18 protein-coding genes are annotated in these 17,954 nt (G+C 64.8%); 11 read left to right on the forward strand and 7 right to left on the reverse strand.

Going from position 1 to position 17,954, the window contains the following annotated elements; genetic code table 11:
- The first annotated feature begins 543 nt into the window (after window positions 1-543).
- From AC1Q7F_RS12120 to AC1Q7F_RS12135, 4 genes are all read left to right on the forward strand, one after another.
- Window positions 544-1,050, forward strand: a complete 507-nt coding sequence (locus AC1Q7F_RS12120) for a hypothetical protein (RefSeq protein WP_492507074.1) — start codon at window positions 544-546, stop codon at window positions 1,048-1,050.
- Window positions 1,051-1,169: 119 nt separating this feature from the next.
- Window positions 1,170-1,499, forward strand: a complete 330-nt coding sequence (locus AC1Q7F_RS12125) for a hypothetical protein (protein WP_492507076.1) — start codon at window positions 1,170-1,172, stop codon at window positions 1,497-1,499.
- A 51-nt stretch (window positions 1,500-1,550) separates the two neighbouring features.
- Window positions 1,551-2,042, forward strand: coding sequence for a copper chaperone PCu(A)C (locus tag AC1Q7F_RS12130; protein ID WP_492507078.1), 492 nt, complete (start codon window positions 1,551-1,553; stop codon window positions 2,040-2,042).
- Between the two features lie 10 nt (window positions 2,043-2,052).
- Window positions 2,053-2,667, forward strand: a complete 615-nt coding sequence (locus tag AC1Q7F_RS12135; RefSeq protein WP_492507080.1) for an SCO family protein — start codon at window positions 2,053-2,055, stop codon at window positions 2,665-2,667.
- Here the strand turns inward: AC1Q7F_RS12135 and AC1Q7F_RS12140 are convergent.
- From AC1Q7F_RS12140 to AC1Q7F_RS12170, 7 genes are all read right to left on the reverse strand, one after another.
- Entirely contained in the window at window positions 2,664-3,557 is an 894-nt protein-coding gene (locus AC1Q7F_RS12140; RefSeq protein WP_492507082.1) for a LysR substrate-binding domain-containing protein, read from the reverse strand. The two genes, AC1Q7F_RS12135 and AC1Q7F_RS12140, sit on opposite strands and share 4 nt — an antisense overlap.
- Window positions 3,558-3,775: 218 nt before the next feature.
- Window positions 3,776-3,964, reverse strand: coding sequence for an AbrB/MazE/SpoVT family DNA-binding domain-containing protein (locus AC1Q7F_RS12145; protein ID WP_492507084.1), 189 nt, complete (start codon window positions 3,962-3,964; stop codon window positions 3,776-3,778).
- Between the two features lie 62 nt (window positions 3,965-4,026).
- Window positions 4,027-4,767 carry a substrate-binding periplasmic protein gene (locus AC1Q7F_RS12150; RefSeq protein ID WP_492507086.1) on the reverse strand — a complete coding sequence of 247 codons (741 nt, stop codon included), beginning with the start codon at window positions 4,765-4,767 and terminating at the stop codon, window positions 4,027-4,029.
- A 123-nt stretch (window positions 4,768-4,890) separates the two neighbouring features.
- Window positions 4,891-5,937: a ferrochelatase gene (gene hemH / locus AC1Q7F_RS12155; protein ID WP_492507088.1), complete on the reverse strand. Its 1,047-nt coding sequence runs from the start codon at window positions 5,935-5,937 to the stop codon at window positions 4,891-4,893.
- A gap of 37 nt (window positions 5,938-5,974) precedes the next feature.
- Entirely contained in the window at window positions 5,975-6,145 is a 171-nt protein-coding gene (locus AC1Q7F_RS12160) for a hypothetical protein (protein ID WP_492507090.1), read from the reverse strand.
- A 199-nt stretch (window positions 6,146-6,344) separates the two neighbouring features.
- Window positions 6,345-6,821: a YchJ family protein gene (locus tag AC1Q7F_RS12165; RefSeq protein ID WP_492507091.1), complete on the reverse strand. Its 477-nt coding sequence runs from the start codon at window positions 6,819-6,821 to the stop codon at window positions 6,345-6,347.
- A 77-nt stretch (window positions 6,822-6,898) separates the two neighbouring features.
- Window positions 6,899-7,483 (reverse strand): thymidine kinase, encoded by a 585-nt coding sequence (locus AC1Q7F_RS12170; RefSeq protein WP_492507093.1) that lies wholly within the window; start codon window positions 7,481-7,483, stop codon window positions 6,899-6,901.
- A 95-nt stretch (window positions 7,484-7,578) separates the two neighbouring features.
- Between AC1Q7F_RS12170 and AC1Q7F_RS12175 the strand changes: the two genes are divergently transcribed.
- From AC1Q7F_RS12175 to AC1Q7F_RS12205, 7 genes are all read left to right on the forward strand, one after another.
- Window positions 7,579-9,072 (forward strand): methyltransferase regulatory domain-containing protein, encoded by a 1,494-nt coding sequence (locus tag AC1Q7F_RS12175; RefSeq protein ID WP_492507095.1) that lies wholly within the window; start codon window positions 7,579-7,581, stop codon window positions 9,070-9,072.
- Between the two features lie 122 nt (window positions 9,073-9,194).
- Entirely contained in the window at window positions 9,195-9,521 is a 327-nt protein-coding gene (locus tag AC1Q7F_RS12180; protein WP_492507097.1) for a DUF2934 domain-containing protein, read from the forward strand.
- Between the two features lie 257 nt (window positions 9,522-9,778).
- Window positions 9,779-11,185 (forward strand): flagellar hook-associated protein FlgK, encoded by a 1,407-nt coding sequence (gene flgK / locus AC1Q7F_RS12185; protein WP_492507098.1) that lies wholly within the window; start codon window positions 9,779-9,781, stop codon window positions 11,183-11,185.
- Window positions 11,182-13,248, forward strand: a complete 2,067-nt coding sequence (locus AC1Q7F_RS12190; protein ID WP_492507100.1) for a hypothetical protein — start codon at window positions 11,182-11,184, stop codon at window positions 13,246-13,248. The genes flgK and AC1Q7F_RS12190 overlap by 4 nt, the downstream gene beginning before the upstream one ends.
- Window positions 13,249-13,285: 37 nt before the next feature.
- Window positions 13,286-13,573, forward strand: a complete 288-nt coding sequence (locus tag AC1Q7F_RS12195; RefSeq protein WP_492507102.1) for a hypothetical protein — start codon at window positions 13,286-13,288, stop codon at window positions 13,571-13,573.
- A 264-nt stretch (window positions 13,574-13,837) separates the two neighbouring features.
- Window positions 13,838-17,155, forward strand: coding sequence for a flagellar hook-basal body complex protein (locus AC1Q7F_RS12200; protein WP_492507104.1), 3,318 nt, complete (start codon window positions 13,838-13,840; stop codon window positions 17,153-17,155).
- A gap of 151 nt (window positions 17,156-17,306) precedes the next feature.
- Window positions 17,307-17,903 carry a putative metalloprotease CJM1_0395 family protein gene (locus AC1Q7F_RS12205; RefSeq protein WP_492507106.1) on the forward strand — a complete coding sequence of 199 codons (597 nt, stop codon included), beginning with the start codon at window positions 17,307-17,309 and terminating at the stop codon, window positions 17,901-17,903.
- The last annotated feature ends 51 nt before the right edge of the window (window positions 17,904-17,954 follow it).

Consider the following 17,954-nt stretch of genomic DNA (forward strand, 5'->3'; position numbering starts at 1 on the left):
CCTTACTGGATGGGGGTGTAGCGACTCCGAGAGGTGGCTTTGGCGTGTATCCTTACTGTTCGGGGGAGTCCTTACGGGTTGGGGGGTTAGACCAGCGACCCCAAGCGGTAAGGGGCCGCTTCCCCCGGGATGTAAGGGAATCGGAAAGAACGGCGTTTGGCGCTGCTGATCAGTTCCCGGAGTCGGTCACACTGTTCTGCGCCTTTCAGGCCCCCGAGCCGTAAGGATGAAATCCCCTGGGGAACAGGGATCGGTCATCCGCGGACCTTCCCCCGAAGCGTAAGGTTGCCTGGAGTCCCTTACGCCGTGGGGGAGCCCCCAAGCCGTAAGGAATGCGGTATCGGCGTCAGGGGCAGTGCGACGTCCGGGATATCATTGATGTTGCAACGGGCACATTCCGCAGTCTGTGCGCTGAATCCGACTTTGCGGCCATCGTCAAGATCAAGGCGTCGGATGGGCGGGAACAACCTCCGCCTTTTGCTATATTGAGAATAATTATCAATATCGATATGTTGCGACGTCGCATCTCAGCGAGGATAGAACATGCAGACCGATCGTCGCCAGCAGCCCCGTCACCGCCGCCCCGCCATTGCCGGGAACATGCCTTTCGTGGCGCTTCACCCGTCGGCGCGGCTGGCCTTATGGGGGCTGAGATATTGGGCGACCTGCGCCAGTCAGGGGCGCTGTCCGGCCCTGCTGTTGCGCGATGTGTTCGTGTCAGCCGGTGTGCCGCTGGCACCGGTCAGCATCGACCGGCTGATGCGGATTTTCGCCACCGCCTCGCGCCAGCCGCCAGCCCTGGGCTGTCCGGCCTGCACCCGCTTGACGGATGACGAAGCGGTGTTGCTGAACGCCATGCTGTGCCTTCAGACTGGCGAGGGCGTGGCGGTGGAGCGGGTGCTGACCGTCTGGCTGCCGCCGCAGGCGGCGGAGGTCGCAGGGCCGGCGCTAGAAGGATTTGCGCGGCTGCTGCTGAACGGCGGCTATAATCTGGCATCCGACCGCGTGCCGGTCCTGGAACGTCCGCCGGTGGGCACCCGCCTGCACTGATTTGGGCTGCCCTTGCGACAACTCGGCATTGGACAGGCGGCCGCTGGCATGGCATCGCATAAGGCATGGATGGCACCTTGATCATGCGGCGGGACGGTTGGCGGGGCTGGGTGGCGTGGATGCTGCTGCCAACCCTGTTGTTCGTCGCCCTGCTGCCGCGCGGCTATATGCCCGATGCGCAGGCGCTGCGCCGGGGTGACCTGTCGCTGACCCTGTGCCGGGTGGCGGAGCCACGGCGGGCGGATGTTGGTGCAACCTCCACCGCCGACCATGCCATGCCCGTCTGCCCCTTTGGCCTGTTGCTGGCCTTGTCGGCGCCGGTGGAGCCCTTGGCCCTGCCCTTGCCGGTGCGCTGGGGTTCAGCGCTGGTGGAAAATGTTGGGGAACTCAATCGGAAGGTGGCTTTCCTGATCCATGGTTTAGGCGCGCGGGGGCCGCCGGGGGCGTGACCGTCCCAGCCCTTCGCGTTCCATAATCAACGATCCAATGGGAATTCCGCCATGCGCTCCTTTGCCCGCCCTCTTCTGATGTCCGCCACCGCCGCCCTGCTGCTGGTTGGCGCCGCCCAGGCCGATATCAGCGTCACCAGCCCCTTCTCCCGCGCGTCGGCCCCCGCCGCCAAGGCCGGGGCCGCCTTCCTGACCATCAGCATTGATGCCGGCGCCGACAAGCTGGTGGGTGCCAGCAGCCCGGTGGCGGAGAAGGTGGAACTGCATACCCACCTGATGGAAAATGGCATCGCCCGGATGCGCCCGGTGGAGGGCGGCATCGCCGTCACGGCTGGTACGCCGGTGGAATTGAAGCCCGGCGGGCTGCATATCATGCTGATCGGGCTGAAGGCGCCGTTGAAGCAGGGGGAAAGCTTCCCCCTGACCTTGAAGTTCGAAAAGGCCGGTGAGGTGGCGGTGACTGTTGCCGTGCAGGGGCCGGGCGCCATGGGGCCGGCAGCGACCGGCCATGACCATGGCGGTCATGGCGACCACCAGCACTGAGCCCTTTCCCATGAACCGCCGGACATTCTGGACCGGCCTGGCACTGTTGGCGACAGCGGCCGTGCTGGGCTCCGTCGTCCTGATCGCCGACCATCTGTCGCCGCAGCGGGCGGAACAGGGGCAGGGGCGCGCCGCCATTGGCGGCCCCTTCTCCCTGACCGACCAGACGGGGCAGGCGGTCACGCAGGACAATCTGAAGGGCAAGATATCGCTGGTCTATTTCGGCTACAGCTTCTGCCCCGACATCTGCCCCACCGACCTGCAACTGATCGGGCAGGTCCTGGACCAGCTATCGGAAGATGAACGGGCCGATGCCCAGGCCCTGTTCATCTCCGTCGATCCGGAGCGGGACACGCAGAAGCAGCTGGCGGAGTATGTGCCGCTGTTTCATCCCGCGATCCGGGGCCTGACCGGCACACCCGAACAGATCGCCGAGGCTGCCAAATCCTATCGCGCCTACTATAAAAAGGTGTCGGCGGAGGAGGCGGGGACGTCGGACTATCTGATGGACCATTCCGCCTTCATTTATCTGATGGACCGGAACGGCAATTTCGTGCGGGTCTTCGGCCATGGTTCCAACCCGGTCGAACTGCTGGAATGGTTTCGCAAGGTGCGGAACGGTTAAATTCCCCCGAGCCGTAAGGATCGGATCATCTCCGCCACGGCTTCCACCGCCGGACGGCGGGGAAAGGTTCCCCGGAAGGCCAGGCGCACGCTGCGCCCGGCCGATCCGGGGACCAGCGGGCGGGTCACCGTGCCGGGTACCGGCACCGCCCGTCCCGCCACCACCAGGGCTGGTGCCAGGGTGCAGCCATAGCCGGCGGCCACCATGTTCAACAGCATCTCCAGGCTGGTGGCCCGCAGGTCGGCACGGCCAGCACCTGGCTGGCGGCAGGCGGCTAATGCCTGATCGCGCAGACAATGGCCGTCGGCCAGGACCAGCATCTCCACCGCCGACAATTGTTCCCCATCGATCAGCGCCGCGCTGGTCAGCGGATGATCCTCAGGCAGGACCAGCAGGAACGGTTCCTCGAACAGGGGCAGGGTGACGATGTCATCCTCCACCACCTCTGTGGCCAGCAGGGCCGCATCCAGCTCATGCCGGCGCAGGCGGGAGACAAGATTGTCGGTGATATCCTCCCACAGTACCAGATTCAGATCGGGATGCCGCCGTTTCAGCGGACCCAGCACGCGGGGCATCAGATAGGGCCCCAGGGTCGGGATGACCCCAAGACGTAAGGAACCAGCCAGCGGATCGCGCCAGCCCTGAGCCAGGGCGGTGATGGTGTCGGCCTTTTCCACGGCGGCGCGGGCCAGTGGCAGAATCTCCGCTGCCGCCGGCGTGGGGATCACGGACTTGTTGGTCCGCTCGAACAGGGTGATGCCGAGCATATCCTCCAGCTTGCGGATCTGGCCGGACAGGGTGGGCTGGCTGACATGGCAGGCTTCCGCCGCGCGGCCGAAATGCCGGTGGTCATCCAGGGCGATGACATAGCGCAGGTCGCGCAGGTTCATGATTGCGTCTCGCAATTGCGCAATAGGCAGGGCCGATCATTACCATCTGAACAATCAATTGTACCAGGGAAGCGTAGGTCGCTACGGTCTTTCACGAACGAACCGGGCGTTGCGACGTCGCAACCCTCTGCGTCGCACTTCCCCCGACCAGTAAGTTTACCTCTCCCGGTTCCCGAAACTCTAAAAGCCCGTGGACGCCAACACCACGGGCTTTCTTTTTAAGGTTTGCTTCGGCCCAGCATGGATTGCAGCAGCTTCTCCCCCGGCGCCTTGGCGGGTGCGGTCAGCTCAATGCGGTGATTGGCCGTCAACAGGGCGGTCATCCGGTCGCCGGGCCGCAGCCCCAGATGTTCCAGCATCTCCGCACTCAGGTGAATGGTGCCGTCGGGCCCGATGGTCATGTCCATGGCTTTGGTCCACAAATGATGTGCCCACAAAATAGGGAGTGGAAGCGACCGGGACAATGGGGTCAGGAGGGCGGCTTGGCCAGAAGAAGATCGGGCAGCGCCCCATCGGCGCGCAGCTGCGCCAGACCCTGGTTGAAACCGTCCAGGATCTGCTGGGCATCGGGATGATCGCGGGCGATGATCAGATGCAGGGTGCTTTCGCTGGCCGCAGGGCCGGGCACGGTGGCCAGCTTCTCCCGCTCGCTCAGCTCGGCCCGGCGGGCGGTGGCGATGCGATCATCCTCCACCATGAAATCGGCACGGCCCGCCACGATCATTGACAGGCAGCTGCGCTGCTGTGTCGGCGTGACGCGCAGCACGTCGCCCTGCTGGATCAGCATATCCATCCAGGGCGGCAGGCCATAGCCGACGGCGGCGCAGACCCGCTTGCCTTTCATCCAGCCCGTGGCCATGGCCGCCCGTTCATTGCCGGCGGCCACCACCAGATGCTGGCGCACGGCGACGATCGGATCGGAAAACAGCATCTCCCGCATCCGCTGCTCCGTCCGGATATAGGGAAAGCTGGCATCATAGCGATGGGCCAGCAGCCCTTCATATCCGCGGCGCCAGGGCTCTATGGCCAAGGTGACCGGGCGTCCGATACGGGCGAATACCTGCTGGACCAATTGGGTAACCGGACCGCCGCCGGGCAGCTTGTCATCGACATAGGGAGCGTAATCATTGCCGGTGACCAGCTTCAACGGGGCTATCTCCGCCCCCGCGGACAGGACCGGAAGAAACACCGCCAGCAAAAGCATGCCCATGCGACGCACCCGTGCCCCTCGCCGGCAACCACTATCGGCGTTAGCCTAGAGTTTGGAGACGCGCAGGTCAACCCAAGGTGGGGGGCATGCCGTCGATACGCGCCCCCAAACGGTAAGGATGGATCAGATCCAGCCCGCCAACTCCCGCTCCACGATGGCCCGCAAAAGGCTGATATGGTCGGGATGGTCGTTCAGGCAGGGGATATAGGCGAAGTCGGTCCCCCCGGCGGTAAGGAATGTGCCGCGGATACCCTGGTCGACCTCTTCCAGCGTTTCCACACAGTCGCTGACGAAGGCCGGGGCCAGAATGGCCAGCTTCTTCACGCCCTGGGCGGGCAGGGCCTGCACGGTGGGTTCCAGATAGGGCTGGAGCCATTCCGTGCGACCGAAGCGGGACTGGAAGGCGTGGGTCAGCATGTCCGCCGACAGGCCCAGCCGGTCGCGCAGCAGGCGCGTGGTCTTCAAACAATAGCAGTGATAGGGATCGCCCTTCTCCAGATAGGCCTTGGGCAGGCCATGGAAGGAGGCAATGATGCGGTCAGGCCGCCAGGATAGCCCGTCCAGCGCCCGCGTTACCGATGCGGCCAGCGCGTCGATATAGGCGGGATCGTCGTGATAGGTGGGGACGGTGCGGATGGAAGGCTGCCGGCGCAGGGTCATCAGATGGCGGAAGGCCTGATCGCAGGCGGTGGCCGTCGTCGTGGCGCTGTAGTGCGGATAGAGCGGGAACAGCAGAATACGCTCGGCCCCTTGCGCGATCAGGCTGTCGATGGCCTTGCCCGTGGCGGGATGGCCATAGCGCATGCCCCATTCCACCACGATCCGGCCGCCATGCGCCCCGTCCAGGGCGGCCCGCAGCCCGTCGGCCTGGGCGCGGGTGAAGGTCTTCAGGGGGCTTTCGTTGCGTTCCCGGTTCCAGATGCCGTCATAGGCATGACCGCTTTTCTTCGGGCGGAAGGTCAGGATGATGCCCTGCAGGATCGGCTGCCAGATTGCTTGCGGGATTTCCACGACGCGGCGGTCGGACAGAAACTCCGACAGATAGCGGCGCATGGACCAGTAATCGGTGGCCTCCGGCGTGCCCAGATTGATCAGCAGCACGCCGATCTTCGGTGCCCTTACGGGCGGATGACCGGCGGGCAGGGCGGGGGAGGAAATGTTCTGGATCAAGACGGCGCCATGCGACAGGGGTGGGGGACGCTCCCGGTCAGGAACGGGCGCGTACCATTGCCGCCAGAGCCCTGCGGTGCCGGTGCGCCTGCAACAGCATATCCGCCGGGGCCAAACCTTCAATGACCAGCTGGCCATTCTGTGCCGAAAGCCCCGCGCCATGCTGGCGCAGCAACTGTATCAGCTTTTCCAGGGATTTGCGCTGCATCGTCCTTACCTATCCATGTTCCTCAGTCGCCGGCGCCCACATCCGTGGGCTCAGGCTTACGCGGCACGTGCCGCGCGGCGGCGGTCGCCGCCGGAGCGGCTTCCGATAGCTCGGAAACCGCTCTTGATCTCGGCAAGATCGCAGGAAGGACGATAATAGGGAAATCGATTGATCGGATAACGACGATAGGGATTGCCTATCAGGCGCCGCAGCACTTCTTGAACTTCTTGCCCGACCCGCAGATGCAGGGATCGTTGCGGCCGACCTTCTGCACGGTACGCGGGCGCTGGCCCATGACCCCGTCCACATACCACCAGCGGCCATCCTGGCTCTTGAAGCGGCCGGTTTCGTGATGGATCAGATCCTTGCCATCCATGGTGAACTTGGCCACGAACTCGACATAGGCTTCGTCCGGCGCCTGGCCCTCGGCGGTGGAGCGCACTTCCAGCCCCGTCCAGATGCTCTTGGCAGCCCATTCGGTGACCTGGGCCACGTCGAAATCATCCTGCGTGCCGGGCAGCAGGGTCTCGCCCAGATATTTGACGTCCTGCTTGGCAAAGGCGGTATAGCGCGAACGCATCAGTGCTTCGGGCGTCGGGGCGGCAGTCGTGCGGGCCAGATAGGGGCCGCAGCAGGCATCGAATTCACGGCCGCTGTCGCAGGGGCACTTGCTCATGTCAGTCACTCATTCCTGGAAACATGTTGGCTGCTGGGCGGGATAGCGCATCGCGGCGGCCTTCACCAGTGCGCATATTACAGATCCAGCGACAATTCCCGCCCCGGCGCCTCGCTATGGTCGTGCCAATGCAGGTTGCAGCGGGGTTCGTACAGGTCGGCTTGGCCCAGTTCCAGGGTGCGGTCGTTGCGGTGCTTCTTGAAGCTTTTATGCGCGTCATGGCCGCAGACGGCGCAGCGTGACCGCAGCTTCTGCAATCCATCCGCCATGGCGGCCAGGGTGGCGGTCACGGTGAAGGCCCGGCCGCGCCAGTCCATGTCCAGGCCGGAGACGGCCACGTCGATGCCCCGGTGCAGCAGGGTGCGGATATCCTCCACCAGATCGCCATGGTAATGCGGCTCCACGCAGAACTGCACCTCGTCGATGAACACGGCCTTGATATTGTCGGGGACCACGGGCATGGCCGTGATGGGCAGGGCGTCGAAGCCGATGCCGTCATGGTTGACCACCCGGTTCTCCGCGTAGCGCACGTCGAAGGCCGGCTTCAGCAGCAGGATGTGGGAGCCGGTACCATGCGTGTACCAGATGGCGCGCTTCAGGATTTCCGTGGACTTGCCCGAGAACATGGGCCCGCAGATGACTTCCAGCTTTCCGTAGCGCATGCCTGTTTCCTGACGATCGACCGGGGCTTTCCATAGCCGAGTTCCCGGCTTCATGCCATGAAAACAGGGCTGGAGCCTTTCCGGGTAGGGGGATCATGCGCGGGTGGACCGACGGCTATGTGACGGAGATCGGCTATACCTACAGCTTCCATGCGGAGCTGCAGCCCTGGCTCATGGAAGCAGCCATGGGGGTGCGGTCGCCGATCCGGCCTGGCGAAAGCTTCGATTATTGTGAGCTGGGTTTTGGACAGGGGTTCAGCCTAGCCTTGCTGGCCGCCGCCAATCCGCAGGCCCGCTTCTGGGGTAATGACATCAACCCCGCCCATGTGGCGCATGCGCGCTGGCTGGCCGAAGGGGCCGGACTGTCCAACCTGACGGTCAGCCCGCTTGGCTTTGCCGATTATGCCGGGACCGACCTGCCCGGCTTCGACATTGTGGCCCTGCACGGGGTCTGGTCGTGGGTGGGGCCGCAGCAGCGGGCGGAGATCGTGGCCTTCCTGGAAAGGCACCTGAAGCCCGGCGGGCTGGTCTATCTGGGCTATAATGTCCTGCCCGGATGGGCGCAGTATCTGCCGTTACGGGAACTGATGCTGGCCGGGGCCCGGCGGGGGCAGGGGCCGCTGGCAGCGCGCATTGCCGATGCCCTGGGTCTGGCGGAGCGGCTGCGGGGGCAGGAGGCCGGCTATTTCCGGGTCAACCCGACGGTGGCCACCCGGCTGGATGCGCTGCTGGACCGGCCGGTCGATTATTTGGCCCATGAATATTTCAATGAAAGCTGGCACCCCACCTATTTCACCGATCTGGCGGCTTCCCTGGCACCGGCCGGATTGCGGCTGGCGGCACAGGCGCGGGCGGCCGACCGGTGGGAGGAGGGGGCGCTGAATGATGCCATCCTTACCGCCGGGGGGCGGCTGGCGGCGGATGATCCCGACTTTACGGAGCTGCTGCGCGACTTCCTGACCAACCGGCCCTTCCGCCGCGACCTGTTCATCCGTGAGGGCGGGCGGGAGCGTGAACAGGCCCCCCGTCACTGGGCCGCACTGGGCCATCCGCGCGATCTGCCGCGCCGGGCCACGCCGGCCACGATGCCCATTGAGGTGCCGTTCGACGCCGCCCATGCCCTCCTGACGGCGCTGCAGGCGGGGCCGATGGCGGAGGAGGCGTTGCTGGCCCCGCTGGGCGGGGACGGGCAGGGGGTGCTGGCGTTGCTGCGGGCGCTGGATCTGGTGGCGCCGTCATTGCCTGATCAGGGGCTGGATCGGCGGCGGGAAAGCTGCACCCGGCTGAACACGCTGCTGCTGGCCGATGCGGTGGCGGCTGACCGGATGCCGGCCTTGGCCAGCCCCGTTACCGGCGGCGGGGTGGGGTTAGACCGGATCGGCAAACTGTTCCTGGCCGGCCTGGAGGCGGGGCGCGACCCGGCCACCCATGCCTGGACGGTGTTGGAGGCGGCTGGCCAGCGGGTGCTGCGCGATGGCAAGCCGTTGGCAACGGCAGCACAGAACAGGGCCGAACTGGCGGAACGCTGGGAAGGCTTTTCCCGCCGCCGGCTGCCGGTGCTGCGCATCTTGGGTGCGGTGCCGCAATAATTTGGAGGGGGAAGTGGAAATTTCTAGGTAATCCCAAGGAAGGTAGTGGCATTTTTTCCGGTTGCGATGCACCATGTCTGGGCGCCTGACCAGCTTGATCTCTACCCAGGAGTAACGCCCCGATGCCGCGCAAATCCGTCAAGTCTGAAGCCGCCGCCCTGTCGCTGCCCGAAACCGAACCCAATCCGGCCCCGCCACCCGTGAAGGCCAAGACGCCCGCCAAACCCCGTGTCAAGAAGGCGACCCCGGCCCCCGTTCCTGCCGCCGCGCCGACCACGCCTGCAGCCATCAGCACCGAACCGTCTGACGCCCTGGTGGCGGAGGAGGCCTATCTGTTGTGGCTGTCGGAAGGGCAGCCGGCGGGCCGCGATGTCGAACATTGGCTGCTGGCCCAACAGATCGTGCGCAGCCGCCTGTCGCTATTGTCGGCGGCTGTGCATTCGGCCTGATCCAGACCATCTCCTTTCTGTGTCCATACCCCCGCCCATCGGCGGGGGTATTGCTTTTCGGCACCCGGCCATCCTTGCCGTTTCCAGCATTTTCCGTCCGGCAGAATCTGCCCAGGGTCGATACTGACCCGACGCGAAGTGACCAAAACCCTTATAAATCAACATGATTCGTAGTTGGCCCGCCTGTTGCACATGGGATGGCGGGCCGGTCATGGGGATCGGTCCTGACGATTTCGTCAGAACAAGGGACCCGTCCGATGACCAGCCTCTTCGGCGTTCTCAATCATTCCAGCAACGGCCTGCGCCTGATCCAGGGGCAGTTGGGGTTGGTTGCCGAGAACGTGGCCCGTGCGGAGGATCCCAACCGGTCCCGGCATTCGCTGGAACAGACGGTCGACAATCAGGGTAATGCCACTATCGCGCAGTACAAGCGCCAGGTGGATGTGGCGCTGCGCGTGCAAATGGAACAGACGGTTTCCGAGGAAGCCGGGGCGGCGACGCTGTCTACCTATATGCGCCGGGCGACCGATCTGCTGGGCACAACGGGCGGCACCCCGCCCCTGACCAGTGCGCTGGACAAGTTCCAGGCGGCCTGGAAGGAACTGGCCGCCACGCCGGAAAGCACCGTGGCCCAGGGCCAGATCATCGTCCATGGCGAGGATCTGGCACGTGAGATCCGTCGCCTGAACAGCGATATCGGCGAGATCGAGAAGCAGCTGGACACCGATATCACCAACTCGGTCGACACCCTCAATCAGGCGCTCGCCTCCATCGACCAGCTGAACGCCGACATCATGTCGACGCGCGGTGCCGGCGACCCGACCATGAACCTGGAAGATCGCCGCGACGCCCTGGTGCGCGAAGTTGCCAGCATGATGAGCATCCGGACCGTGGAGCGCACGGACGGCAAGCTGTCGATCTTCACCACCTCCGGCGTGTCGCTGCTGGATGCGGCCCCGGTGAAATTCACCTATCAGAACGGTCAGCTGCGGTCGACCGCGTCCGATCGCGACCTGACGGGCATGATCCGCGATGGCAAGCTGGGAGCGCTGCTGGAACTGCGCGCCGATGGCTCCACCCAGGAGCCGCCGCAGGCGGCCTCCACCCTTCCGGGCGGAGAGATCCTGCGCAAGCTGCGCTCGCAGGTGCAGGCCGTGTCGGAAGCGTTCCTGGGTGCCACCAAGCCTGGTGAGCCCACCAGCTTCGCCGACGCCTATAATGGCGCCACCCCGGTGGCCGAGGGCGAGCTGCCCAACCGGTTCTTCATCGGCACGGGCGCCGGCAATATCGAGCTGAACCCCGGCCTTTTGTCGGGCGACCTCACCATCAAGGCCAGTGCCGCCCAGGGCGTGACCACGGCTATGGAGGCAACGGGCCGGTCGATCAATGCCGACGGCCTGCGGGCCTCGGGCGTTTCCTATGGCTCCATGGTGTCCACCATGATCGGGCAATGGAGTGCGAATTCCAAGGTTGCGACCGAGCAGGCGACCATCGCCACCGACTTCAAGAACGAACTGGACGGCCGCTACAAGAACAATACCGGCGTCAACATGGATGAGGAAATCGCCATGTTGCAGGTGCTCCAGCGCAACTACTCCGCCGCCGCCCGCGTGATGCAGACGGTCAACAACATGTTGGATGCTATTGAGGGGATCGTCAGATGACCCGCATCAGCGCCTATGGCAGCTACATCAACACCATCCGCACGCTTACCGGTGGGCAGAGCACGATCGACGATTTGTCTGCGCAGCTCAATACCGGCAAGAAATCGACGGATGTCTCCTTCTACGGTACGCAGTCGCAGCGGCTGCTGGACCTGAAGTCGGAGCTGGTGCGGCGGCAGAGCTATTCGCAGACCATCGACCAGACGATGACGCGCGTGAAGTCGTACGACACGCTGATGGAGCGTATGGCCGACATGGCCAGCGAACTGTCCAGCGCCACGCGCCTGCCGCAAGGCCCCGGCGAGCCCCGCATCAGCAGCGTCACCAACCAGTCCAGCGGCGCCATGAAGGTGTCGGTCGATACGATCAACAGCAGTTTCAAGGCCGAGGCCACCTACACCATCTCGTCGGTGCCCAGCAAGAGCGGGACGCCGGGCAGCTTCGACGTGACCGTCACCGACGGGCTGGGCGGCCGTTCCACCAACACCATCAACCTGAAGCAGGTGCCACCGCAGGTGGATGCCGACCGCTTCACTATCTCCGGCGGTCCGGGCGATGGCGCCGTCATCAAGCTGAATATCGAGAGCCTGGAAGGCACCGGCCTGTCCAGCTTCGACGTGACATGGCCCGACCTCGCCTCCACCAAGGAGGTGATCCGCGGCATGACGGTGGAGCTTCAGTCGCTGCTGAACGAACGGGTGGGCGACCGCTACCTGTTCTCCGGTTCCCGCTATAACACCAAGCCCGTGGATGACATCGTCGCCGCCAAGCAGATCAGCCGCACCACCCTGGTGGGCGAGCGCGGCGATGCCGGCGAAACCTATGAGATGGTGCTGAACGGCAAGCGCTTTACCTATGTCACCACGGGCAACGAGGCTTCGCTGGACGAGGCCCTGACCAACAGCAGCGGCACCGGCCTGGTGGACCAGATCCAGGCCTACAGCAACCCGCCCTTCAACGTCACCGCGTCCGTTTCCAACGGCGTCGTTACCGTCATCGGCAATGATGTGAAGGAGAAGTTCACGCTGACCAGCCAGGTCTATGACAACGGCACGCACAACAACACGGTCCTGGCCGCGGCCAACGCCATCGATGCCGGCAACGCGCCCTTTACGATCCAGGAAGCGACCGAGACCCAGCAGCAGATCGACAATGTGAAGCTGCACGGCAATGACGCCGATGTCGGCGACGTGTTCAACATGTCGATCGGTGCGCGCACCATCGTACAGAACGAGAACGCGCCGCCGCAGGTGATCATCGCCGGGCCGACCAATTACAGCTATGTCGTCGGCGCCAAGGATTTCGACGAGCTGAAGGCCCATAACGCCACCCAGCCGGCGAATGCCCAGCTGTCCATGTCGGGCTGGGTGGCGCAGAAGCTGACGGGGCAGATCAACGCCGACCCGGCCGCCACCGTCGTGGCCAGCGTCGATCCCGCCGACGAGACCAATATCGTCCTGACGGCGAAGGAACCCAACAGCCAGTTCCAGACGACGGCCGATATCAACAATTCCGGCAACCAGACCAAGCTGATCACCAACGAGATCCCGCCGCTGGCCGAGCAGGACACGTTCGAAGGCATCGTCAGCCCGCCCGGCCTGCCCTTCTATGACACGCAATATCAGACGACGCAGGAAGTGTCCGCCTCCTACGACATTGCCCAGCTGCAGGTCGACGATAACCTGACCGTGAAATACGGGGTCAGCAGCAATGACCCGGCCATCCAGAAGCTGGTCAGCGGCCTGCGCCGCCTGACGGCCGCCGTCTCCCGCCCCGGCGACTATTCGGAGCTGATGAATGAGGGCAAGAACCTGCTGATCGATGCGCAGAACGAGCTGCGCGGGGTGCATTCCCGCGTCGTGAACGCGGCGGCCACCATGGACAACACCCAGAGCCGCCACCAGGACGCCGTCGCCAAGGCCCAGAACGAGTTGGCTGGCATCGAAGGGGTTGACCAGAACGAGGTCGCCGTCCGCCTGCAGGCGGCTTTGTCCACTCAGCAGGCCAGCTACACCATCACCGGTAGAGTCCAGTCCCTGTCCCTGATCAACTTCCTTGCCTGACCCCGACCCAAAATCCCATCACGAAGGAGAAACCGAAATGAACGCCTTTTCGCCCCCCAACGGCTTTGCCGCCGCCCCGGCCCCCACCAGCGCACCGGGCAGTGACGAGGCCATCCGTACCCGTCTGTTCGACCAGTTCAACACCTTCTGGGTGAACGCGGCGCGCGAGGGTGTGCCCTATGACATGATCGGCACCATGTCAGTGACGGCGGCCATCTATGGGCTGCTGGCCAAGCATGGCGTCGGCACGACGGCCGAGTTCCTGGAGGGCATGGCCAATGACGTGCGTACCGGCATGTTCGCCGTGCCGCCGCGCCCCAATTAAGCGGTGGACCAACCCCCCACCCGAAAAGGGCCGGATCGCCTGAATGGCTGTCCGGCCCTTTCCATGTCCGCCACCGGCAAAAGCCACCCGGCGCCCGGCAAAATCCGCCGACCGGGCCTGGTGCAGGGTGTGGGGGGCAGGGAATGCCGGGACGGCTGGAATCATGATTATATTTAAAATCAATTACTTACGATGATATCGGCAGTTGGCATTGAACTTGCTCAATAAGCTGCGACACGCCATCATTCCTACGGGAGCCTTTCCATGAGCATCTTCGGATCCTTGACCACCGGCATCTCCGGCCTTCAGGCCCAGGCAGCCGCGCTGGGTCATATCTCGGACAATATCGCCAACGCCCGCACCACCGGCTACAAGCGCGTCGATACCGCTTTCACCAACCTGGTGCTGCAATCCAACTCCCGCGTCCACAATCCCGGTGGCGTCGTCGCCCGTCCCAGCTATGCCAACAGCGTGGCCGGCAATATCGAGACGGTGGATCGCACGACCAACCTGGCCATCCGCGGACAGGGCTTCTTCAATGTCAGCCGTCTGACGGAAGTCAACGGGGCCTCGGTCCCGACCGGCGAGCGCTATTACACCCGTGACGGCTCCTTCGAGCTGAACGACGAGCGCATCCTGGTCAACCGCTCCGGCTTCGCGCTGAACGGCTATATCTATAGTGAGGCGACGAATTCCTTCTCGACCTCGGCCACGCCGATCCAGGTGACGGCCGATATCGACAGCCCGGTGCCCACCAAGTCCATCGAGCTGCGCGCCAACCTGCCGACCGACCCGACACCGGGCCAGCCGATCCAGCCGACCACCATCCAGATCTTTGATAGCACCGGCAAGCCGCGTGACATCACGCTGGGCTGGCGTCCGGGCCAGGTGGATGGCGCCTGGCGCCTGTCCGTCGATACGCCGGGTGCTTTGGGCAGCCTGCCCTTGTCCGGCAGCCTGGACGGTTTCCCCGTCTCGGCCCAGTCCACGTCGATGACCCAGGGCGTCGCCCCCCGCAAGCAGATCGAGGAAGTGCAGTTCACCTCGCCCAACGGCGATGGTGCCTTCAAGATCGGCGACACCTATCGCGTCAGTGTGAACGGTGTGGAATTCACCGAGAGCGTGACCACCACCAACGCCTCGCAGCTGTCCAACCTGACGGGCGTGGCCCAGTCGCTGGCCGACAAGATCAACGGTGCCGTGCCGCCTGTCGGCGTGACGGCCACCGTGTCCAACGGCCGCCTGCGCATCTCCGCCACCACGTCGGGCGATGATTTCACCCTGACGACGGGCGTGAACAACGCCACGCCGACCATCAACACGGCCAATACGCCGGTGACCACGCCGGCCACGGCGACACAACAGCAGCAGTCGGTCATCACCTTCGCCGGCAGTTCCGTCGATGTCGGCGACACCTTCACGCTGAACGTGGACAACACCACGACCCAGACCTACACCGTCGAGGTGACGGCCGCCAATATCGGCCAGCTGAAGGACCTGAACGGGGTCGTCACGGCGCTGGCCGCGCAGGTGAACGCCAATTCCTCCACCGAGAAGGTCATCGCCTCGGTCACGGGCAATACCCTGACCCTGCGCGGCACGACGGTGGGCGACAGCTTCAGCGTGGGTGAACAGGCTGGTACGACGGTGACCGTCGCCTCATCCACCGCCAGCCAGGTGACGGAGCTGAGCTATCCGAACCGCGACATCGGTACGGACGAAGACGACATGTCCGTAACGATCAACGGCACGATCATCAGCTATACCCCTGTCGCCGGCAATGACATGGCGACGGAACTGAATGAATTCGCCAATGAGGTCAACGGCCTGGGCCTGGGCGTGACGGCCACCGTCTCCGGCACCCGTCTGGTTCTGACGGCGGATACCACCAATACGGCCTTCACGGTCAGCGGCCGCGACCGCTTCATGCAGGCGGCTGTCGATAACGCCCCGCCGGCCGACAACACGACTTTCGTCAGCTCGGTCCAGGGCAATATCACCGGTTCGCGCCAGACGCAGCGCATCTCCATCACCGGCGTGCCGGGCGATGTCGGCGCCACCTATTCGGTAACGCTGCGCAGCCCGACGACCAATCAGGTCGATCCCATCGCCCTGGAAGGCACGACGACGACCCAGCCCTCGACCACGGCGGCCCAGGTCACGGAAGTGTCCTACCCCAACACGGCCCCGAAGGTCGGCGACGTCTATAGCGTCACCATCAACGGTGCGACCTACAATTACGGACCGCTGACCCAGGCCGATCTGGATGGTTTGCCGGTCCAGCCGCCGACGCAGACCGATGCCCTGACCACCCTGTTCCTGCCGCAGATCACCAGCGCCGACGTTACGGCCACGGTGCCGGTCGGCGAGAACAAGATCGTGCTGACGGGGGCGGCGGTGAACACGCCGTTCCGCGTCACGGGCACCGATGAGATGGTGACCGATCCCGCGTCGCAATTCTTCGACTTCTCCTCCACCACGGCGGCCCCGGTCGTCGGCAACCGCTATGCGGTCACCATGAACGGCACCACCTATGCGGTGCAGATCACGGAGCAGAATATCGGCGATTTCCAGACGCCGGCCAGTGTGCTGGACAGCATCGTCACCAAGATCGGCAATGATTTCGGCGCGCCCTTCACCGCATCGGCGGTGAAGAATGACGGCACCACCACCGGCATCCTGCTGACCGCCAAGGACAGCAGCATCCAGCTGGACGGTGCCCAGGAAGTGGCGCCGAATTTCAACCGCACCATTACCTACACAACGACCGGCGATGAGGTGTCGCTGGACGAGATCGCGGCCAACCTGGCGCTGAAGGTCAACCAGGAAAGCGGCATTCCCGTCCAGGCCACGTCGGTGGGCGGCGTCATCACCATGACCAGCAACCAGGACGGCATCGCCTTCCTGGGTGAGCCCAGCTCCAACATCGGCACGACCCCGCCGCACATCACGCTGAATTTCGGCGGAACCCTGCCGAACGGCGACGCGGCCAAGGCGGGCACGCTGTCCAGCCTGTCATCGGCCAATGTCGGCACCGGCAATGCCACGGTCAGCGCCGTGACCGAAGGGGGCCAGCCGGCACAGGTCAGCTTCACCGTCGATTATGGCGATGGGCCGCAGCGCATCACCCTGGATCTGGGTACCTTCGGCGAGGCCACCGGCCTGACGGAGTACGAGGGCAACGCCATCAACGTTACCTCGCTGCTCCAGGATGGCAGCCCGCAGGGCACCTTCCGCGACGTGGAAATCCGCGAGAACGGCGATGTCGTGGCCAATTACGACAATGGTCGCCGCCGCGTGATCGCCCAGGTGCCGCTGGTGCTGTTCAACAATGCCAACGCGCTGGGCCGCGAGACGGGCGGTACCTTCACGGAGACGGCGGATAGCGGCCGCGCCCGCTTCACCTCTACCGGCGTCAACGGCGCCGGGGTGATCGCCGCCAGCTCCATCGAGGGGTCCAATGTCGATATCGCGCAGGAATTCACCAAGCTGATCGTGGCGCAGCGTTCCTACACCGCCAATACCCGCGTGATCACGACCACCGACGAAATGCTGACGGAGACGATCAACCTGAAGCGGTAAACTGACGGGCGGCAGCGGCCCCTTACCCCAGCTGCATGGCGTGTCGATCCCGGCCCCCCTCCCGTGGGGCCGGGATTTCGCATTTTGGGGTTTGGCGATCGCACCGGCGGCGGTACCATCCAGCTTGGCCCATTCCCACAGCAACAATGTCATGACCGCCATTTCCGGCATAACCTCCACCCTGTTTGCCGTGCCCGGTGGCGCGAAGGCGGCGCGTGGCGGTGGGGGGCAGGCGGCTTCGTCCCCGCCCGGCACACCGGCGGCGGAAAAGGATCTGACGGCGGAGCAGCAGACGCAGCTGCGTGAGCTTAAACAGACCGATGTCGAGGTGCGTACCCACGAGCAGGCGCACAAGACGGTCGGCGGTCCCTATGCCGGCAGTATCCAGCTGGAATACACGACGGGACCCGACGGGCGGCGCTACGCCACCGCCGGTGAGGTGCCGATCGATGTTTCACCCGTGCGCGGCAATCCGGAAGCCACCATCACCAAGATGGAGGTGGTGAAGCGCGCGGCGCTGGCCCCGCAGGACCCATCCCCGCAGGACCGCGCCGTCGCCGCCCAGGCCGACGCCACCAAGGCGCAGGCCCAGACGGAGCTGCGCCAATCGCGCAACGGGGAGGGATCGGAAGGCGGAGAGGAAAGCGAGGCCAACGGTCGCCGCGCCGCGCGCCAAGCCGCCGAAAGCTACAATCGGGCCGCGTCGGTGACGACGCAGCCCGGTTTCAATTTCGCCATTTCTGCTTGAGTGAAACTGCGGCCCCAGGCTGGCAACGGCTTTGCCCGTTTGCCCGTGCGC

Source organism: Niveispirillum sp. GW835-FHT14G11, assembly GCF_058793615.1.

Excerpts from the sequence above, each read along its gene's own strand:
- AC1Q7F_RS12140 (WP_492507082.1), bottom strand. The coding sequence starts at position 3,557 with ATGAACCTGCGCGACCTGCGCTATGTCATCGCCCTGGATGACCACCGG.
- AC1Q7F_RS12135 (WP_492507080.1), top strand. The coding sequence starts at position 2,053 with ATGAACCGCCGGACATTCTGGACCGGCCTGGCACTGTTGGCGACAGCG.
- AC1Q7F_RS12125 (WP_492507076.1), top strand. The coding sequence starts at position 1,170 with ATGCTGCTGCCAACCCTGTTGTTCGTCGCCCTGCTGCCGCGCGGCTAT.
- AC1Q7F_RS12160 (WP_492507090.1), bottom strand. The coding sequence starts at position 6,145 with ATGCAGCGCAAATCCCTGGAAAAGCTGATACAGTTGCTGCGCCAGCAT.
- AC1Q7F_RS12195 (WP_492507102.1), top strand. The coding sequence starts at position 13,286 with ATGAACGCCTTTTCGCCCCCCAACGGCTTTGCCGCCGCCCCGGCCCCC.
- AC1Q7F_RS12180 (WP_492507097.1), top strand. The coding sequence starts at position 9,195 with ATGCCGCGCAAATCCGTCAAGTCTGAAGCCGCCGCCCTGTCGCTGCCC.
- AC1Q7F_RS12175 (WP_492507095.1), top strand. The coding sequence starts at position 7,579 with ATGCGCGGGTGGACCGACGGCTATGTGACGGAGATCGGCTATACCTAC.
- AC1Q7F_RS12130 (WP_492507078.1), top strand. The coding sequence starts at position 1,551 with ATGCGCTCCTTTGCCCGCCCTCTTCTGATGTCCGCCACCGCCGCCCTG.
- AC1Q7F_RS12145 (WP_492507084.1), bottom strand. The coding sequence starts at position 3,964 with ATGGACATGACCATCGGGCCCGACGGCACCATTCACCTGAGTGCGGAG.
- AC1Q7F_RS12205 (WP_492507106.1), top strand. The coding sequence starts at position 17,307 with ATGACCGCCATTTCCGGCATAACCTCCACCCTGTTTGCCGTGCCCGGT.
- AC1Q7F_RS12165 (WP_492507091.1), bottom strand. The coding sequence starts at position 6,821 with ATGAGCAAGTGCCCCTGCGACAGCGGCCGTGAATTCGATGCCTGCTGC.
- AC1Q7F_RS12170 (WP_492507093.1), bottom strand. The coding sequence starts at position 7,483 with ATGCGCTACGGAAAGCTGGAAGTCATCTGCGGGCCCATGTTCTCGGGC.
- flgK (WP_492507098.1), top strand. The coding sequence starts at position 9,779 with ATGACCAGCCTCTTCGGCGTTCTCAATCATTCCAGCAACGGCCTGCGC.
- AC1Q7F_RS12150 (WP_492507086.1), bottom strand. The coding sequence starts at position 4,767 with ATGGGCATGCTTTTGCTGGCGGTGTTTCTTCCGGTCCTGTCCGCGGGG.
- AC1Q7F_RS12120 (WP_492507074.1), top strand. The coding sequence starts at position 544 with ATGCAGACCGATCGTCGCCAGCAGCCCCGTCACCGCCGCCCCGCCATT.
- AC1Q7F_RS12190 (WP_492507100.1), top strand. The coding sequence starts at position 11,182 with ATGACCCGCATCAGCGCCTATGGCAGCTACATCAACACCATCCGCACG.
- AC1Q7F_RS12200 (WP_492507104.1), top strand. The coding sequence starts at position 13,838 with ATGAGCATCTTCGGATCCTTGACCACCGGCATCTCCGGCCTTCAGGCC.